Annotated in this window: 19 protein-coding genes and 1 pseudogene; 13 read left to right on the top strand and 7 right to left on the bottom strand. The window is 37.9% G+C overall.

Annotation, left to right across the window (positions count from 1 at the left end):
* The first annotated feature begins 54 nt into the window (after positions 1-54).
* Both lnt and FFR48_RS04105 read left to right on the top strand, forming a co-directional pair.
* Entirely contained in the window at positions 55-1,542 is a 1,488-nt protein-coding gene (gene lnt, locus FFR48_RS04110) for an apolipoprotein N-acyltransferase (protein WP_137666484.1), read from the top strand.
* A 115-nt stretch (positions 1,543-1,657) separates the two neighbouring features.
* Entirely contained in the window at positions 1,658-1,867 is a 210-nt protein-coding gene (locus FFR48_RS04105) for a hypothetical protein (RefSeq protein ID WP_137666470.1), read from the top strand.
* Between the two features lie 205 nt (positions 1,868-2,072).
* Here FFR48_RS04105 and FFR48_RS04100 read toward each other — a convergent pair whose 3' ends face one another.
* Positions 2,073-3,011, bottom strand: a complete 939-nt coding sequence (locus FFR48_RS04100) for a phosphoribulokinase (RefSeq protein ID WP_137666469.1) — start codon at positions 3,009-3,011, stop codon at positions 2,073-2,075.
* Positions 3,012-3,440: 429 nt separating this feature from the next.
* On the opposite strand from FFR48_RS04100, the gene FFR48_RS04095 reads away from it, so the two are divergent.
* From FFR48_RS04095 to FFR48_RS04085, 3 genes are all read left to right on the top strand, one after another.
* Positions 3,441-4,103, top strand: a complete 663-nt coding sequence (locus FFR48_RS04095) for a class I SAM-dependent methyltransferase (protein WP_137666468.1) — start codon at positions 3,441-3,443, stop codon at positions 4,101-4,103.
* 152 nt (positions 4,104-4,255) lie between these two features.
* A complete protein-coding gene (locus FFR48_RS04090) occupies positions 4,256-5,335 on the top strand; it encodes a D-alanine--D-alanine ligase family protein (protein ID WP_137666467.1) in 1,080 nt (359 codons plus the stop codon).
* 171 nt (positions 5,336-5,506) lie between these two features.
* Positions 5,507-5,866, top strand: coding sequence for a hypothetical protein (locus tag FFR48_RS04085; protein WP_096571206.1), 360 nt, complete (start codon positions 5,507-5,509; stop codon positions 5,864-5,866).
* Positions 5,867-6,419: 553 nt separating this feature from the next.
* Here FFR48_RS04085 and FFR48_RS04080 read toward each other — a convergent pair.
* From FFR48_RS04080 to FFR48_RS04070, 3 genes and pseudogenes are all read right to left on the bottom strand, one after another.
* On the bottom strand, positions 6,420-7,355 hold the full coding sequence (locus FFR48_RS04080) for an alpha/beta fold hydrolase (RefSeq protein ID WP_137666466.1): 936 nt from the start codon (positions 7,353-7,355) through the stop codon (positions 6,420-6,422).
* A 266-nt stretch (positions 7,356-7,621) separates the two neighbouring features.
* Positions 7,622-8,125: a DUF4112 domain-containing protein gene (locus FFR48_RS04075; protein ID WP_137666465.1), complete on the bottom strand. Its 504-nt coding sequence runs from the start codon at positions 8,123-8,125 to the stop codon at positions 7,622-7,624.
* 54 nt (positions 8,126-8,179) lie between these two features.
* A pseudogene (locus tag FFR48_RS04070) lies at positions 8,180-8,665 on the bottom strand (YihY/virulence factor BrkB family protein); the annotation flags it as partial.
* 386 nt (positions 8,666-9,051) lie between these two features.
* On the opposite strand from FFR48_RS04070, the gene FFR48_RS04065 reads away from it, so the two are divergent.
* Positions 9,052-9,552, top strand: coding sequence for a hypothetical protein (locus FFR48_RS04065; protein WP_137666464.1), 501 nt, complete (start codon positions 9,052-9,054; stop codon positions 9,550-9,552).
* A 53-nt stretch (positions 9,553-9,605) separates the two neighbouring features.
* Positions 9,606-10,190, top strand: a complete 585-nt coding sequence (locus FFR48_RS04060) for a Uma2 family endonuclease (RefSeq protein WP_137666463.1) — start codon at positions 9,606-9,608, stop codon at positions 10,188-10,190.
* A 134-nt stretch (positions 10,191-10,324) separates the two neighbouring features.
* Here FFR48_RS04060 and thrC read toward each other — a convergent pair whose 3' ends face one another.
* Complete coding sequence (thrC, locus tag FFR48_RS04055) at positions 10,325-11,416, bottom strand: threonine synthase (protein ID WP_137666462.1); 1,092 nt, start codon at positions 11,414-11,416, stop codon at positions 10,325-10,327.
* Positions 11,417-11,738: 322 nt separating this feature from the next.
* On the opposite strand from thrC, the gene FFR48_RS04050 reads away from it, so the two are divergent.
* From FFR48_RS04050 to FFR48_RS04040, 3 genes are all read left to right on the top strand, one after another.
* Positions 11,739-11,927, top strand: a complete 189-nt coding sequence (locus FFR48_RS04050; protein WP_096571218.1) for a hypothetical protein — start codon at positions 11,739-11,741, stop codon at positions 11,925-11,927.
* 654 nt (positions 11,928-12,581) lie between these two features.
* Complete coding sequence (locus FFR48_RS04045) at positions 12,582-12,899, top strand: DUF2605 domain-containing protein (protein ID WP_096571220.1); 318 nt, start codon at positions 12,582-12,584, stop codon at positions 12,897-12,899.
* A gap of 227 nt (positions 12,900-13,126) precedes the next feature.
* Positions 13,127-13,453, top strand: coding sequence for a DUF2973 domain-containing protein (locus FFR48_RS04040; protein WP_137666461.1), 327 nt, complete (start codon positions 13,127-13,129; stop codon positions 13,451-13,453).
* Between the two features lie 396 nt (positions 13,454-13,849).
* On the opposite strand, the gene FFR48_RS04035 is transcribed toward FFR48_RS04040, so the two are convergent.
* Together FFR48_RS04035 and FFR48_RS04030 are read right to left on the bottom strand one after the other, a co-directional pair.
* Positions 13,850-14,020 (bottom strand): type II toxin-antitoxin system HicB family antitoxin, encoded by a 171-nt coding sequence (locus FFR48_RS04035; RefSeq protein ID WP_137666460.1) that lies wholly within the window; start codon positions 14,018-14,020, stop codon positions 13,850-13,852.
* A gap of 179 nt (positions 14,021-14,199) precedes the next feature.
* Complete coding sequence (locus tag FFR48_RS04030; RefSeq protein ID WP_137666459.1) at positions 14,200-16,428, bottom strand: amylo-alpha-1,6-glucosidase; 2,229 nt, start codon at positions 16,426-16,428, stop codon at positions 14,200-14,202.
* Here FFR48_RS04030 and FFR48_RS04025 point away from each other — a divergent pair.
* The 3 genes from FFR48_RS04025 to FFR48_RS04015 form a co-directional block, all read left to right on the top strand.
* Positions 16,427-16,621 (top strand): hypothetical protein, encoded by a 195-nt coding sequence (locus FFR48_RS04025; RefSeq protein WP_137666458.1) that lies wholly within the window; start codon positions 16,427-16,429, stop codon positions 16,619-16,621. The two genes, FFR48_RS04030 and FFR48_RS04025, sit on opposite strands and share 2 nt — an antisense overlap.
* A gap of 216 nt (positions 16,622-16,837) precedes the next feature.
* Entirely contained in the window at positions 16,838-18,838 is a 2,001-nt protein-coding gene (locus tag FFR48_RS04020) for a DICT sensory domain-containing protein (protein ID WP_137666457.1), read from the top strand.
* 128 nt (positions 18,839-18,966) lie between these two features.
* Positions 18,967-19,428 (top strand): DMT family transporter (locus FFR48_RS04015; protein ID WP_137666456.1); only part of this gene is annotated, 462 nt, incomplete at its 3' end.

The raw sequence follows: 19,428 nt of genomic DNA, 5'->3' as shown, positions 1-19,428 counted from the left end.
CAGAAGTTAAAATACTTACTTCCTTACCTAGTAGCTTTAACTAGTGGGGCATTGATGGGGGTGACAGTCGCCCCTGTCGGTGCTTGGTTTTTCGCTTGGGTTGCCCTTGCACCCCCTTGGGTGATAGTTGTTAAATATACTAATAAATTCCTGTCCTCTGCCTTTATTTGGGCGATCGCCTATCATGGAATAGCCCTATCATGGATCACAGGTATTCACCCCATGAAATGGTTAGGTGTACCCTGGTGGCCAAGTTTATTTATTACCATCTTTTGCTGGTCATTTATTAGCCTGTGGGGAGGTTTGTTAGTCTCTCTTTGGGCGTTTTTGATGGTGCGGTTAGATAAGCAACAGTCTTGGTTAAGGGTGTTAATTGGTACAGCTATATGGTGTGGTTTGGAAAGTTTGTGGAGTTCTGGATCTTTGTGGTGGAGTTCTTTATCTTACACTCAGTCACCGCATAATTTGGTAATTTTGCATTTGGGGCAATTTTCTGGACCGAATACGGTAACGGCGGTTATTGTGGCGGTTAATGGGTTGGTTGCGGAGTCTTGGATTTATTTTTGCACGCAGAGACGCAGAGACGCAGAGGAGAAAAAGAGTTTAAGGAAGGGGTTTTTTAATGGTTATTTGGTTTGTGCTGTTTTACTGTTAATTATCTCCCATGTTTTAGGCTTTGTTCTTTATTCCCAACCTTTGAATAATCGTGAAAATTCAGGTTTAAAAATAGGTATTGTTCAAGGTAATATTCCTAATGAAATTAAGTTGCTTCCTCAAGGATTTAGACGAGCAATTACAAACTATACTAATGGATATTTAACATTAGTAAATCAAGGTGTTGATGGGGTGTTAACTCCTGAAGGTGCTTTACCTTTATATGAACGTAATTTTCAAAATACTCCTTTGTTAGATGCGGTGAAGGATAAAGGGGTTGTAGTTTGGATCGGTGGTTTTGGGGAAAGGGGAAGAAGTTATACTAATAGTTTATTTGGGGTAAATGGTAAAGGGGAAGTTACTAGCAGATATGATAAGTCAAAGCTTGTACCTTTGGGGGAATTTGTTCCTTTTGAAGAAGTTATTGGGGCGTTAGTTCAACGGTTATCTCCTTTGGATGAACATCAAGTACATGGGGCAAAAAATCAAGTTTTTGATACTCCTTTGGGGCGGGTTATTGTGGGTATTTGTTATGAGTCTGCTTTTTCGGAAATCTTTAGATATCAGGCTGTTAATGGTGGGGAATTTATTTTGAGTTCTTCTAATGATGCCCATTATACGGCAGCAATGGCAGATCAACATCATGCCCAGGATATCATGCGAGCAATTGAAACTGATCGATGGGCTGTGAGGGCAACAAATACCGGTTATTCTGCTTTTGTCGATCCGCATGGGAGAACTTTGTGGAAATCAGGGTATAATATTTATGAAACCCACGCTGAAACTATTTATACTCGGAAAACTCAGACTTTATACGTGCGTTGGGGTGATTGGTTGATGCCTTTGTTGTTGGTTTTGGGGTTTTTGGGGTGGTTTATGACTAAATAGCCGGGAATTTTGGTAAGTAGGACTTGCTGGATATAAGATATCCTTATTTGACAAGTAGCTATTTTGTAACACCTACTTTTAAAGTATCCTTTTTTTAAATTAAAGAGTTGTCACCATGCAACTGAAAACCTTTTTGACCAGTGTTGCCGTAACCGCTTTGGTTATTCCCAGTGTATTAGCAAATACATCAAAAGTTTTGGCTGAAGACATTACCATTTTGTTAGAAAATAAAACAAGGGCAAATATGACAGAATTTTACGCTTCTCCTAGTGGGGTTAAAAATTGGGAAAACGATATTTTAGGTGATAATGTTTTACGATCTTGAAAGACGATAGAAATTAATTTCAATGACGAGCGCACAACTTGTATCTATGACTTTCTAGCCAAATTTGCTGATGGTGATGTAGTGGAAAAATATGATATCAATATTTGTAAATTGGCAGGTGGTAGTTACGAATTTTATGATTAAGTTTAATACTTATCATGTCTGCTTAGTCTGCTAACCACCAGTCACCAATCAGCAGTCCTATTTACTGATGAATCTGCGTTGCTTTGAGCATATGATAGGTAATAATCAACTGTGTCAAAGCTAGGGGGTAACTTTGCAATGTTTCCCCTGTTGTGCCAGCGATTTTACCAAGTTCAGGATTGATTTCGCGATCGCAAATATTCTTTAAATAAGGCAGATCATTACACATGATATGCTCTATCTTATTCACCTGTTCCAAGGTAGCGTGTCCATCAACTTCCAACACATCCACCGGTTTACCCATATCCCTACCTAGTCCCAAACGCACCGCTGATTCAGAATCATCATTATCTGGGTGAATAATCTGAGTAAAATCAGGATGGGGAATAGTTGGACGCAGTACCAAACGTACATTTAAATGTCCATTGCTTTCATCCTCATTTTCATTGGGAGGATAGAAACTCACCACAATATCAGACCATTGACGTTGGGGACGAATAAACGCTTCTGAGTCAGGTTCCCGTTTTTCTAACTCTGCTAATACTTGTTCTTCACTATAACCGCGTTTTTCTGTATCCCGTTTAACCTTCCATTTTGCCCGTAGTGATTCAGGAGGAGCAAGATAAACCTTAACATCATAAGCATCACGAGCAGCACGGGTAGAGTAACCCAGTAAACCTTCAATAATGACAAACTTATTCGGTTTAATGTACTGTGGAGGCTCAAATTTACCCGTTTTGTGGCTATAAACAGGCTTTAGAATTGTTTGACCTGTCCGTAGCAGCGATAGATGCTGCTGCATAATATCTAAGTAATTACAGTCAGGATGCAAGGCTGTAATACCGATTTCCGCCCGTTGTTGACGATCATAACGGTGGTAATCATCGGTACAGATGAGTGTAACATTCTCCGATCCAAGTACCTGAGCAATACCCCTAGTTAGCGTAGTCTTTCCTGCTGCGCTATCACCAACAATACCAAGAATGATTGGACGACTCATCTTACCCCCTTGAATACAAGCTGGTTACTTAATGCTGGTTACTTAATAATGTTGCTGGAGAACATTTAGTTTATTCATTCTAGTGGCAAATTAGTTAAAAAATTCCAGCTTTCTCTTTTCTCGCAACATCTCTCAACATAATCCTGCTCTTATCCTGATTCAAAAACTGTAAAATTCGCATTTATAATTGTGATAAGGAAAAAATATGTTAAGTTAAATAGAAATCTCCACAATAGAATGTATTAATTTGTCATAAGTTGTAGGGGCGAAGCTTATGGGCGATAATTTAACGGAAAAATCAGACATCTAGATATCCCATAAGCTTCGCCCTGCCCCCATAAATAGGTTCCATAATTTCTTTTCTGGAGATGTCTAATAAAAAATACTGAGATACAGATATATTAGTTCAATAAATTTAGCATCACAGTCATGGCAAAACAAACTATAGGCTTAGAACAGAACCTGTATGATTATTTACTTTCTGTTTCTGTACGTGAACCAGAAATTTTAACCCAACTACGTCAAGAAACCGCCCAGCTACCAATGTCTATAATGCAAATTTCCCCAGAACAGGGACAATTTATGGCATTGTTGGTTAAATTGATAGGAGCAAAAAAAACATTAGACATAGGAGTATTTACGGGTTATAGTTCCTTAGTGGTAGCGTTGGCTTTACCAGCAGATGGTAAAATTATTGCCTGTGATGTCAGTGAAGAATATACCAGCATAGCTAGGCGATATTGGGAAAAAGCAGGAATAGCAGATAAAGTTGACTTGCATATTGCCCCAGCTTTGGAAACTTTGGATAACTTGTTAGCAGCAGGAGAAGCAGAAAGTTTTGATTTTGCCTTTATTGACGCTGATAAAGGAAACTATGAAAATTATTATGAGCGATCGCTGCAATTAATTCGACCCGGTGGACTAATTGCCATTGATAATGTTTTATGGTCTGGGAAAGTAGCAGATCCAGAAATACAAGATAATCAAACTAAAAAAATTCGCGCCTTTAATCAAAAATTATATCAAGACTCAAGAATTACCTTGAGTTTAGTTCCCATAGCTGATGGTTTGACATTAGCTAATAAAAATTGAAGTACAGGGAACGGGGAACGGGGAAGAGGGAACAGGGGAGGTAAATAACCCAATTAATTACCAATTACCAATTACCAATTACCAATTACCAATTACCTAATAACATTCCTTGTGGTACGCTATCACCTTTAGATAGTGTCGAGGTAAGGAAGATGTCTAAACTGCGGGTGGGGTTGCTGTTTGGTGGACGTTCTGGAGAACATGAAGTATCAATAATTTCTGCAAGGGCGATCGCAAATGCTTTGAGTGCAGAAGCAAATAGTCAGAAATATGAAATTGTGCCTTTTTACATCCAAAAAAATGGTGTTTGGCAAGGGGGAGAAACTGCACAACAAGTTTTAAAATCTAGTGAAGCCACAGAAAATCCCGCTATAACCCCTAATTTATGGCAATTTCCCGCAGAAACAGCAGAAATTGATTTGTGGTTTCCCATACTCCACGGACCCAATGGCGAAGATGGAACAATTCAAGGTTTACTAACATTAATGCAAGTTCCCTTTGTTGGTTCTGGGGTGTTAGGTTCAGCCGCCGGGATGGATAAAATTGCTATGAAAACCGCTTTTGCCCAAGCAGGTTTATCCCAGGTAAAATACAAAGCAATAACGAGAGCGCAAATTTGGTCAAACCCTTGTATATTTCCTAAATTGTGTGATGAAATAGAAGCAACATTAGGCTATCCTTGTTTTGTCAAACCTGCTAATCTGGGTTCATCCGTAGGAATAGCCAAAGTGCGATCGCGTCAAGAATTAGAAGCGGCTTTAGATAACGCTGCAACTTATGATAGACGCATCATAGTCGAAGCCGGAGTAGTTGCCAGAGAAGTAGAATGTGCGGTTTTAGGCAACGACAACCCCAAAGCCTCCGTTATTGGTGAAATTACCTTTGATAGCGATTTTTACGATTATGAAACCAAGTATACTGAGGGTAAAGCAGACTTATTAATTCCTGCACCTTTACCAGAAACAGTAGTTCAACAAATTCAAGAAATGGCATTACAAGCCTTTGCAGCAGTTGATGGTGCAGGTTTAGCGCGAGTAGACTTTTTCTATGTAGAAGCTACTGGAGAAATTTTGATTAACGAAATTAACACCTTACCAGGGTTTACATCTACAAGTATGTATCCGCAACTTTGGGCAAATACTGGTATTTCTTTTACAGAATTAGTAGATAAATTAATTCAACTTGCCATTGAAAGACATACCAATTCTAAATTAGAAGATTCAGTAAAGTAATTTGCAGATAATGGGGAAAAAGTAGCATAATATCCAATTTTTTTGGAAATTTTTGGTAAAAAACCGCTATTTTGCCAAAAAACTACTTTCAACCCCCTTTATCCTACTGTTAAATAACACTTGTATCTTATAGTATAATAAACTACTAGAGGATGCAAGTGGAAATGAATCATGAACAGTCACAATGCAAAACCAGAACTAACCACAACTGTAAACAGCACTTCAGAAGAATTAAAAAATACATCTCTAATTAAGAAACGGTGCCTAAAGTATCCTTGGTTATGGTTTGTGGGGTTGTTAGTTATTCCCCTGGGAGTGGGAATATTTGGCTATTTCCAGCTAATTTATATTGGCTACGTTCCCAAAATAGAACCAGAAAAAACCATAGAAGTAGTCAGTAAAAAAGAAAACGTACTATCTTCTAATATCAGTAATCCTACACCTTTATGGTTAATGTTGGCGATCGCCCTCAGTTGTGCATCTGGTTGTTGGGTTATTTATCGCATACTCAAACTTCCACAACGTATTTAAGAAAGGGTGTCGAGGAATAGGTGAAAGGTGACAGGTGACAGTGAAGAAGCAGGGGAGAAGATTTTCCCCAATGACTAATGGCTAAAAACAAATAATAAAAAGTGCCAACTTGGCAACCAATCAGTAAACAACCCAGTTAAATTATTAAAAGATAAACGACTTCAATAATGTTGTTATCTGGGGTTACTACATAAAATAGCTTCTGCTTAAAAAGGCTGTTTCACAAGTTTGAATTATGAACAAACAAAGCAATCTACTAATATTTTGTTGGGCTATTAGTTCAGCAAAAAATAATAAAAAATCAAAGAAATCAAAAAGAAATCAGGTTTAACATTTGCTGCAACAGGAATACTCACATCATCTAGACACTATCGTTGAAATACATAGCCCCCTAAATAACGGATAGCGTCTATTAAAACATATTCCTGAACGCCCCAGCAGCAAATGTAGAGTGGGAGAAAAAAGGCGCTTGGTATGCCTTCTCCCACTCTTCTTTTATCAATTAATAATTGATAATTGATGATTGACAATTGATAATGGCTTAAATTACAGTTTAACAGAAATTCGTATCTTGCAAAAATTTCATAATTTCTCTATTCACTACATCATTAGCACCTGTGGATGCGTCATGATAACAATTTTCTATAATTTTTAACTGTGAATGAGGAATATAATGATGTAATTTTTCACCGTGACTCACAGGAAACCAACTATCTTGATCACCCCATAAAATTAAAGTTGGACATTCAATAGCAGTGAGACTATTTTGAATTTCAGTTAACATATTTGGTTTTTTAGCTTGTAAATTCTCAATTTCTCTAGCTGCTATTTGTAATTCTTCCGCAACTTTCACTAAAGTTCCGGGAATTTCAATAAAAGGATAAGTTATCCAATAAACATCTTCCTCTGTGAGAATAGCAGGATTAAATAACACTTTTCGTCTTTCCATACCCATGACTTCCCTAACTAGAGGTGCAAACACAAAAGCAAGACGTAAAAAATCAATTGTGTGGATAATTTCTAATGGTGTTTGTGCTAATAAACCCATTGCCCAATGAGGTAAGGTTTCGGTAAAAATGGGCGCATTCATAACCACTAAACTCCCAATTAATTGAGGATTTTTAGCCGCTAATGCTAAAGAAACTAACGCACCTAAAGACTCAGCGACAATGACGGGAGGTTCATCACATAAAGATTGAATAATCCGTTCTAATTCAATTATTTGATGACCACTCTTTTCTCTACGGTAAATAGCTTTTTCCGAAAAACCATAACCTTTAGCATCAAAACAAATTACCCGAAAATATTTAGATAATGGTTCAATACTGTATCGCCAATTATAACTCCAACTGCCCAAACCATGTAATAAAATTAATGGTTTACCTGTACCTTTTTCACCATAAGCAATTTTTACAGGATAGCCATACGCATCAGTAATAATTATATTTTGTTGACCTTGAGGAAAATGAAATTGCCACCAGTTTTTCATATTATTAGTTAGGGAATAGGGAATAGGGAATAGGGAATAGGGAATAGGGAATAGGGAATAGGGAATAGGGAATAGGGAATAGGGAATAGGGAATAGGGAATAGGGAATAGGGAATAGGGAATAGGGAATAGGGAATAGGATATTTTGAGTTAAGCTGTTACACAACTAAATTGTATAATCCTAATATTCTGAACTCTTGTTTAACAGGCAAGATGCCTGTTCCACTTATACAAATTAAATGCATAACAGCTTAGTTAATGATTAATTTACCCACCATTTAAAGCTTTCCATAGCATTCCTATAAAAATAACAGGTAATGCAATTAAAACAATACCAAGTACAACCAACACTGCAAAAAGAGCAATAATAAAACCTTGATCGGCCTTCTTTTTTTCACCAGGAGATTTTAAGTAATCTTCCAATAAAATCAGGTTGTAATTATTTGCTCTCCAAGCAAAATCAAATAAATCTCCCAACATCGGAATAGCACCGACTAAAGCATCAATGATAATATTTACAATCATTCTGCCTAAAGTTGCTTTTGATATACCTAACTTTGCCGATTCAATGATAATATAAAGAGAAAATATCAATCCCAAAACATCACCACCAACAGGTATTAATCCCAAAATTGGATCTAAACCAATACCTACTGGAGTTCCCGGAATGGTAATAGCATTATCTAACAGTTTACTAATTTGTTGTAAACGTTTTAATGTTGGTGCATAACCATCAGATTCAATGTAAATTTTATTGTGAGAGTTAGACATTTTATATAATTGGTAATTGGTAATTGGTAATTGGTAATTGGGTTATTTACCTTCCTAGTTTCCTGTTTTCACTGTCATAGAGTCACCAACAATTACATTTAATTGGTTGCAAACAAGGAGAACAAAGGCACTCATCCATAACCATAACATTAATACTATAAAAGTTCCCACTGTACCATAAACTTTATTATAATTTCCAAAGTTGGTAACATAAAGGCGAAATAATGCCGAAACCAGCGCCCAAAAGATAGCTGCTAAAACTGCTCCTGGCATTAATGGTGTACCTGGTTTCCACACACTTGGTCCATAACGATAGACTAAGCTAAATGTAGCAGCAACAATCATTAAAGCTAAAGGCCAAAGTAACAATTTCCAAAGAGGTAATAAGAATCCCAAATAAGGATTACCACGCACCAGCATACCCAAAAGTAAATCACTAATAAATACCAGAAAAGAAGCCAGCATTAAAAGTAAGATAGTACCAATTGTTAATCCTAAAGAAATGAGTTTAGCTTTCCAAAAAGGGCGCGTATCTTGTGGGGAAACTTCTGTTCCTATTTGGGTGCTGATCCGAGCATCACTGACTTGCCATTTTAATTGTAGGTATTCTGTAATAGCTTGCGATCGCTTCTGAATTATATCTTGTGCTTCGGTAACTTCCTGGTTAACTAGAATACTCCCCATCAATGGAGAAATCAACATTGCCGCAATAATTGATGAGAGTCCAGTTTTACTGTCAATATATAGCAGGGAACAGGGAACAGGGAACAGATTTTATGTCAAAATTTATACATAAAAGCTACTATGATATAATGTCCGCCCAATCACTTACGATATAGCTGTTTCATGAGAAATTACCAATTACCAATTACCAATTACCAATTACCAGCCTCAACAGATATGATAATTGTGCAACCGGACATGATATGACTCAAGATTTAACACAAAAATGGTTATCCGAAATTCAAAGCCTCAAACAGCAGATGGCTCAACTGCAACAAAAACGTGATGAAGCTTGGGAAAGTTCACAAAAATGGCGACAACTCTATAACACTGAATCAGAACAACGTCGCACCGATGCCAAGATGTATCAACAAGAAATTGCATCTTTAAAAGCTGAACTTTGGAAACTTCAAGGTATTAACACTGATACAATTACAGAAACGACCACAACGGCTATTGAGTCAGAACTAACTGAAGACACATCTATAGAGGAATTAAAAGCTAAATTGATCGCTGTGACTCAAGAACGCGATCGCCTCATTCAAGCATTCAAAACAGAACAGGAAAACCACGAGCAAACCCGTAAAAATCTCACTACAGCTTTAGGTGATGCTATTGATAGTTTGACACAGTTGAGAGCAGCCACAAAGGCAACAGGGGAGACAGAGGAAGCAGGGGAGGTGGGAGATAACGTAAGTACCTAGTTATCAACTTGGGTTAATATGTACTAAGCGAATGGAATTATGGAATTATATTTATGGTTCAAACTCCTCAAGCACCAATCAATTATTTTTCCTTTGAAGATTACTATGCCTATGATGATGGCACTGGAAATCGCTATGAATTAGTAGATGGAGAATTAGTTTTAATGCCACCAGAATCAATTTTTAATTCTGATATATCAATGCGATTATTGTTGGAATTGTCTAAAATAGTCCCTCTTCATTTATTAAAATATAAAGAAATTATGATTGAAGTAAGTGGACGTAGAGCTAAGGTAAGAATCCCTGATTTACTAATCTTGGGTGAAGAATGTCGCGCCGCTTTAGAAGCGACAAAAAGAGGAACTATTACCCATGAAATGCCACCACCATTAATAGCTATAGAAGTGGTATCACCTGGTACTGAAAATGAAGTTAGAGACTATCGCTTCAAGCGTTCTGAGTATGCAGCTAGGGGAATTTCTGAATATTGGATTGTTGATCCTGCACAAAACAAAATTACGGTTTTATCTTTAGTAGAAGGATTGTATGAAGAATTTATTTATACAGGTGATGAATTAATTAAAAGTGAAGTATTGCCAGAAATTAAGATTAAGGTCAGTGATATTCTCGTTTCATAGATAGCTATTAAAATCAGAGGAAGCAGGGGAGGTATCAAGTCAAAATTCAAAATTCAAAATTCAAAATTAAGAAACTTTTGCCTCTTGCCTCTTGCCTTTTGCCTGATTTCCCAGTCACCAGTCCCCAGCATTATTTAAAAACCCATAGCCTCAGCTACCGCTTGCAAATCTGCGGGAATACCTTGTTTAAACTGAGCATGACTGTGTTTAATGGCTGTATCTGGATCTTTCAAACCATTACCAGTTAAAATGCAAACTATCGTCGCACCAGCAGGAACTTGATCTTTCACTTTTAATAACCCAGCTACGGAAGCAGCACTGGCAGGTTCACAGAAAATACCTTCAGAAGACGCTAACAACCGATAAGCGTCCAAAATTTCCTCATCTGTAACAGAGTTAAAACTACCCATACTGGCAGTTTGGGCAGCGATCGCCTTATCCCAACTCGCAGGATTACCAATTCTAATCGCCGTCGCTATAGTTTCAGGATGTAGCACTGGTTGACCATTTACCAACGGTGCAGCCCCAGCAGCTTGAAAACCCATCATTTTTGGCAAGCGATCGCATTTTCCCGCTTGATGGTATTGACAAAAACCCATCCAATATGCTGTGATATTTCCCGCATTTCCCACCGGAATACACAACCATTCAGGAGCATTACCCAACGCATCCACCACTTCAAAAGCCCCTGTTTTCTGACCTTCCAAGCGGTAAGGATTGACAGAATTTACCAAAGTAATCGGATAATGATCCGCCATTTCCCGGACAATTTCTAAAGCCCGGTCAAAATTACCTTTAATAGCTAAAACTTCCGCCCCATATAACAAAGCTTGAGCCAGCTTACCCAAAGCCACATAACCATCAGGAATCAATACAAAGGGGCGCATTCCTCCGCGTTTAGCATAGGCAGCAGCAGCAGCGGAAGTATTGCCTGTACTAGCACAAATCACCGCCTTAGCACCAGCTTCCTTAGCCTTGGTAATAGCCATAGTCATACCCCGGTCTTTAAAACTGCCAGTAGGGTTCAGACCATCATATTTAACAAATACTTGCACCTGCTTACCAATACGTTCAGCGATCGCTGGTACAGGAATCAAAGGAGTATTACCCTCCAACAAAGTCACCACAGGGGTACTTTCGCTCACAGGCAAGTATTCACGGTAGGCTTCTATTAGCCCCGGCCAAGGTTGGCGATGAGATTTAGCAACAGACAAGCTCAAAGTCACAGGATTCTAAACTTCTTAACTAGGGATTAGGAGATGAGAAAAATAGATTTTTTTGATAGTGTCAATCACTTTACCATGCAAATGGCGATATCTAGCAACAGATCAGGCAGGGAGCAGGGGAGGAAAGATTTTTCCTAGTCACCAATCACCAGTCACCAATCACCACCGAGGAACACACTCACTATTATCGCAGTCACTTATGATTTAGCAGGAAACCTATTAGAGTATGTAATTAAAAGTATACTTGATTTTAAGAAAGGTTAAGATAGCTTTATTATAATATCTCTAATGGTGTGAGTTTAGTTTCGGAAAGAACATAACTATGTCAACTTTATCATCCAGTGTTGCCAGCTGCGAATCTCATAGTGAATTGGTAAAGAAGCTCACCAAGGCTTACTACCAAGACGAACAACAAGAAAAATTTATTGACCTGCAAGCAGAAGTAGATTCCCTGCTGCAACAGTTACAGAACCTCAAAAGCCAAAGACTAGAAACTTCTAGCCACGAATAATAAATTAACCAGCGAGGTCATCATTCCAGGCGCTGATTAATTTTCGACCAGCGCCTCAAGCTATATATATCAGCAGTTTCCACCAGCAAAGCTAGAGATTGGTCACTGTGGAGTTGAGCGATCGCTGTCAGATTTTGTGGTGATTTATCAGTAAAATTCAGTATAGATAACCTGACAATTAGCAGAAAAAATCATGGTTCGGACGGAAAAAATCATGGTTCGGGGAAGTTTCTGCTCTTATTCATTTACTAAATTTTCATTTCCATCTGGAGTCAAAGAAGCAATAGCTGAACCAGAAATAGTCAAAACCACATCATAGTTACCATCATTGGTAAGATCAATCATCTGTACAGGTCAGTCACTCATTTTGATCTGGGAGTAATGCAATTTTGTGGGATGACCCCACAAAACTGCATTGCCCCCTAACAATTGTTTGTAATTATTATCTCTAAATGTTCACAATAGATACTCCTTTAGACAGATCAAAAAATAGTCGCAAGGAACTGTACAAACCTCTTGCCAAAATTATACAATTGTGTATTGTATAACAAATTACAAATTTTGGTTGTTTTGGCAGGTAAGTTATGAGGCGATTGTTAAGTTTCGTAAATAGCGTTAATATCAAGAAGACATTAGGAAATATGCTTCTTATATATGGGTGACTCAAATTCACCAAGTGCTGAGTTGCTAAAGTCAGTCTTGGAGCCGCTGTTAGAGGATTTTGAATATTGGTTTGCGCGATCACGTCAATTATTAGAAAATGAGAAAATCTCATTTATGAGTGAACAGGAACAATCTGATTTACTCAACCGAGTTACGCAAGCACAAGCAGAATTAAATACTTCCAAAATGCTATTTGCTGTAACTGGTAAAAAAGTGGGACTGGATATGGCTACATTAATGCCTTGGCATCAATTATTAGGCGAATGTTGGAAAGTTGGTATGCGTTACCGTCAATCACAGCATGAGTGATCTTTATGGTCATAAATCCCAACATTAGGACAAAGACCTTAACATTATTTTCATAAAAAAATAATGTATACCATGTTACGTTAATCTGAATAAGATTACAAAATATCACAACACAAATAAATAACTTAACTTTTGTTTTCCTTGTAAATTGCAGGTAAAGAAAAGTTGAGGACTACGATATAAAACTTTAGATTTTGTAAAATTTGTTGCCCCTGGAGGATAATTTTATGTTACACCTGCTCTACGTTTTAGCTTTTACCGTTTTAGCGTTTATTGCTGTCAGTAATTTAATTCGTAACCTAGTCATGTTCAGTTTTGATCGGGAGCGACCTTATCCAAATACATCCTCTGCGGGGAATAAAGGTAGCTTTGGTTATTATCGAGCAACAAGACAATCTGTACCTCATCCAGAATTATTAGATAATTCCGGTAATTTAATTAAAGAACCGCTTTTGGTAATGCGTTCTATTAATGTGGATGATGCGCGTCAACAGTTGGATGCTTTATATGAATCTTCTCCTGGTCAAAAAATTGAACGTTCAGAAGATGCTTAATTACAGCAGGAGTCAGGAGTCAGGGGTCAGGAGTAAAACTGGCTTGGTGTATAGGTTTCAATTTAGATTCTGTACCTCACTTATCTGCAATCTGCTGTAATTCAATAATTATTTTTATAATTTGGGAATCTGTAGGGGTTTAGCAATGTGCTTTACCCCTACTTTTGTTATAATAAAAATATTAATTATTGACAAATAAGCTGTTACACAGCTAAATTGTATAATCCTAATATTCTGAACTCTTATTTAACAGGCAAGATGCCTGTTCCACTTATACAAATTAAATGCACAACAGCTTAATGCACTCAAAAAAAGGGTGAATTAAAACAAGATTCTCAAGTTATGGTTTCCACTTCAGAAGATGAAATAGAAAAAATATCAGGTGATTTTCAGTGGTTAGTTGCTGATATAGGTATAGGCAATAATCATTTCTTTGAGAGCATCTTGTAACATATCTCTACATTCTTCTAATGTTTCTCCTTCTGTAATGACTTCTTGCCATTCAATTAGTTGTCCCATATATCCGCTATTGGTTTTAGTATATTTTGCAGTGTATGTAGTTAGCATAAGGCTTTAATTATGAAGTCTTTGATAGATTATTATAACTTATTTTTTTGTCAGAATCAGGATGTCCAGGATTAAAGGATTAACAGGATGTTTATCAAAAAAATCTGCGTTTATCTGTGTTCATCTGATTATACCCAGATCCCGGACTTCTTCAAGAAGTCGGGGATCTATGAACTAATCTAAGCTTCAATTACAACTCTTAAATTCCCCCTTTTATTCGCAACTCTACAGGAAGTTGTACTCCCCACCCGCTCAAATTCTAAGTCAAGAATCGTCGCACCAACACGCAAATTATGCAACGATAAACGATTAATTGATTCCGGCAAAGCAGGGTCAATAATTCGTAAACAATTATTCTGTGCGTCTGGTACTAAATTCACTATCATTTGCAATAATTGAAATATACTACCTGTAGCCCAAGCTTGGGGACTACAAGCAACAGGATATTGCACAGGTGCATTATCTCCATTCATTTCATAACCACAAAATAATTCTGGTGGACGTTGATAAGATTGCTGAGAAGTCATATTAAACAAACCTTGAAATAATTCCAAAGCTTGATCAATTAAACCCAAAGAACGCAGTCCCATCGCAATTAAAGAATTATCATGTGGCCACACTGAACCAATGTGATAACCCATTGGATTATAAGCAGGTGACAAACTACTTAAAGTTCTAATTCCCCAACCATTAAACATATCCGGCGCTCGCAATCTTTCTGCTACACTGTAGGCTTTTTCTGGGGTAAAAATTCCCAAAGATAAACAATGTCCAGGATTAGAACTAATACTATCTACTTGATTTCCTTCCCCATCTAAAGCTAAAGCACAAAAATCTTGATCTTCTATCCAAAAATCTTTGTTAAATCTAACTCTGAGATTTTTAGCTTCTTCTAACCAAGTTTCAGCTAAATCTAGCCGCTTTTTCATCTTCGCTATTTCTGCTAATTTGATTTTTGCAGCATAGACATAAGCTTGCACTTCACATAAAGAAATCGCCCCTTTAGCTAACTCACCTTTTCTATTCACAATACAATCACCAGAGTCTTTCCAACCTTGGTTAACTAAACCACCTTTTGATTTACGATTGTAGCTAAGATAGCCTGTTTCTTGAATATTTCTATCAATCCAATCCATGGCGGATAAAGCATTTCTCCACAATGTTTCTAGGGTTTCTTGATCATGAGTCCAAGCATAGTAATCAGCATACAACATCAACCATAAAGGCGTTGCATCTACTGTTCCGTAATAAGGTGTATGGGGAATTTCTTGACACCTTGCTAGTTCTCCAAACCGTAACTCATGTAAAATTTTCCCTGGTTTTTCTTCTCGCCAAATATCTTCTTTTTTACCTTGATATTCTGCCAAGATCATTAAAGTTTCTTTAGCAATTTGGGGATTTAACATCAAAGTTTGGGAAGCGGTAATAATAGAATCCCGTCCAAACAAAGTGGAAAACCAAGGAACACCTGCGGAAACAGTTTTATATTTGCCAAAAGATTGGCGCAATAAATACAAATCTTGTTCTGCTCTTTCAATCACTCTATTAAAAAGACTTTTATCTGAGTGAATGCGGGTAATTTGTTGTACCCAGTTTTGCTCCTCCATTAATTCAGAAGCTTTTGCTTGTGCCAAAGTTGTGGCAGCATTGACATTAGAAATCGGTTGATTATTAGTTAAACTCTGCAACCGATAACCGAGTTTTTTGGTTTCGTGAGAAGCTAATTCTAAACGCCAAATTGCGGTATAACCTTGAAAATAATCTGGTAGTTGATGTTGGAATTGTATCCGGGATTCCATCACTGCACCATCTAAACCTTGATAGGCAAGGCTGAGGTTTTCTGAACAGTTTTTTAGTTCTGATAATCGTAATAATTTACCCCGGTTTCCTCGATAAAAACCACGAACTTCAAATAAATCTGCAAAGTCAGCATCAAAGCTAAGACTAATTTCAAAAGTAATGCTAGAAGTGCTGTAGTTAGAAATTTCTATTTCTTCAAATAATGCACCATTAAGGACAATTTCCCGATGAATACCAATAGTATCAGCATTTAAGTGATCATCAATTTTGGGGTTAGTGCATAAAACAGAGAGAGCAAAACCTTTATCAGCAGTGCTGCTTAATAAAACAGGCGATCGCCCATTAATTTGTAACTCTAAACGACTCAAAAATCGGGTATCAGCGCAAAATAAACCCACACTGGGATTCCCATCTTCTAGGGAACAACCGGAAATGTTCCCCATTGTATCTGTCACCAAAAATAAATCATCATCTTTAACCGTTAAAGTGGGTTGTGGTCTTTCACTGACAACGCAAGGCCATTCTGGAATGGGTACTTGTTCAGCAGGAATAAAAATTTTGCCATCGAGGACGATTTTCTCTGGGGTCATCAACATATCCGGTGTCATGAGCCAAATTTCCCTATACTGGACGCGGGACTGGGGAAGAGGCAGGGAAGCACAGGGCAAGGGAGCAGGGGGCAGGGGAAGATTAATAACCCAATCACCAGTCACCAATCACCAGTCACCAATCACCAATCACCAGTCACCAGTCACCAATAAATCTATACCTTTTACATCTGAAGTCAAGGCTGAAAACTGAGGATTTTCTAGGGTTTTATTCTTTGATCAGCAATGAGAGATACTAGAACTAGAAAATACTCATAAATATGTTTAGTTAATGTTTAGTTAATGTTTATTTAAAAAAATTTTGAGTTTTGTCAATGGTCAACAGTCATCAAACTTACCAAGGTAGTTTTTGGGTTAATATCTGGACAGGTGCTTTCTAAAGGTCTAGATTGGGCGTTTAAAGATATTCATGAGCATTTCGACTTCTGTGCTGAGTGATTTGCTACAGTCACTACCTTACTTGCGGACTCAGTTGTATTTCAAGGCTTCCCTAACTGCGCTCTCCCATGCAATGGAAGATCAGGTTTTGGCGACTTCCTTGGATCAACCGCTTATTATTGCTAGTTTTCAGCGAGAGCGATTTTATCGTCAAGAAGCTCATCGCTATCAACGCCTTGCCGAGAGAAGTGACCAAATATACGTATTATCTGCACCAGAAACAGAGTTTGCTAATAGTTCGGATGACTATGAAAAGGTAGCTTTTGAACCGGATGATGCTTTAAGTAAAGAATGGCATTTAGTTGTAATCGCGGATAATTATGCTACTTGTTTAGTATGTCGAGAAAGTGTGAGGTCAATTGCTAAAAATCAGCAGTTACCAGAAATGACCTCTAGTCTGGATATAGACACAGCGCGGAGATTTGAGGGAATTTGGACTTCTGACAGAGGAGTTAGTCTCAAGGCCGCAGAATTGATATTGCAAAGAATAGAAGTTTATAGACCCGATTTAGCGGGCAAAATTAACCAGGCACGTCAGAGGTTTGGTATCGGTTCAGTACCACTCAAGTCCCAACCAAAATCAATTAATGAATCCGCTTTTAGTATTGATACTGACCCTTTTGTACAGCGATTAGTAACTTATTTGCAAGCTAGTCAATATAAGCTGCATAAAGCTTATCGTTCTATTGCTGCTCAAGCTAGAAAAGAAAAGTTGATCAATTCTATTAGTATGGCAATTAGGCGATCGCTTGATCCACAGGCAGTTTTGCAAGTAGCTGCTCAAGAGTTAGGTCAACATCTAGAAGCTGATCGTTGTCTGATTTACCGCGCTCAATCTACTGATGACCAAGCAATAATTGAACATGAGTTTTTAAGTCCTGATGTTGTCTCAGTACGGGGACAAACCTGGAATTTGGCACAAAATCCTTTATTTCACGAAATTACCCAACTGGGTGAAGGTATATGTATTACTGATACACTTACAGATTGTCGTGTTACTAGTTCTACCGCACTTTCTTTAATTGTTAAAAGGTTTACTATTCATTCGTGGTTGATAGAACCTGTATTTTCCCAGGGACGACTACTGGGAATGGTAGAGTTACATTTTTGTCATTTACCTGCCCATGAATGGCAAGCTGGAGAATTGGATTTAGTTAAGGCGATCGCTACTCAAGTAGGTGCAGCTTTGATTCAAGCTGAAGCTTTTGCCAATTTAGAAGAACTAAACAAACAATTAGAAGCCCTTGACCGTACCCGCAGTAATTTAATTGCTATCACCGGTCATGAACTGCGAACCCCCCTCTCCACCATTCAAGTGTGTTTAGAAAGTCTGGCCAGTGAACCGGATATGCCTTTAGAGTTGCAACAGGTAATGCTAACTACAGCACTTTCTGATTCAGAAAGAATGCGGAAACTGGTACAGGATTTTCTCACTCTTTCTAACTTAGAAAGCGGGCGTGTGGAATGGCATCCCGAATCTTTGACTTTACAAGAATGTGTAGATTTAGCCCTTAGTCGCCTACGTACACGCTCCACGGCAGAAAAACCACCAACCATCAAAACACAAATTGCCGAAAGTTTACCTTTAGTTAGGGCTGATGGTGATTGGCTTGTGGAAGTATTAGCAAAAATTATAGATAATGCTTGTAAGTTCACACCCACATCAGGGCAAATAACAATTAAAGCTCATCAAAATAGTAATTATGAGGTAGAAGTGATTGTAGCTGATACTGGTAGGGGAATTGAACCCAACCGCTTAGAAGTAGTATTTGATCGTTTTTATCAAGAAGAGGGAGCTTTAAGACGGACTGCGGGAGGTACGGGACTGGGTTTAGCCATTTGTAGGCAAATAGTCAACGGTTGGAGTGGGAAAATTTGGGCTGAGTCCCAAGGTAAGAACCAGGGAAGTCAGTTTCATTTCACTATTCCCATTGTTCAGAGTAGTCAGGAGCTAGAGAAGATCAAAAGATGAGGAGACAGGTGACAGTAATAATGCAAAAAAGATCGGTAACAATGTTACATAAACAGAAAAACCAATGTTTCTGTAAAATTAGGTAAAGTAATATTTACACTTAATTTAACAAAAATCCAATACAACTGATGCAACTGCAACTGAGAGGATCAAAATCTACCCTAGCTTCCCTATTATTAATTGCTCCCTTTTTCCTCTGGGGTACAGCAATGGTAGCAATGAAAGGAGTCATACCTCATACCACACCATTATTTATGGCAGGAGTACGTTTACTACCTGCGGGGGTATTAATTCTCATCGCTGCTGCTTTCATGGGTAGACCCCAACCCAAAGGATGGTTAGCATGGTTATGGATTATCATCTTTGCTTTAGTTGATGCTACCCTGTTTCAAGGTTTTTTAGCAGAAGGTTTAGTGAGAACCAGTGCGGGTTTAGGTTCTGTAATGATTGACTCCCAACCTTTAGCAGTAGCTTTATTGTCCCTGTGGTTATTTCAAGAACATATTGGTCTTTGGGGATGGTTAGGGTTAGGATTGGGAGTTACTGGTATTAGTTTAATTGGCCTACAAGAAGAATGGATTTTTCACCTT

This window comes from Sphaerospermopsis reniformis, assembly GCF_005402885.1.
Taxonomy (GTDB): domain Bacteria; phylum Cyanobacteriota; class Cyanobacteriia; order Cyanobacteriales; family Nostocaceae; genus Sphaerospermopsis; species Sphaerospermopsis kisseleviana.
Note: the sequence above shows the minus strand (reverse complement) of the source record. Positions and strands in the feature narration are given on the sequence as shown.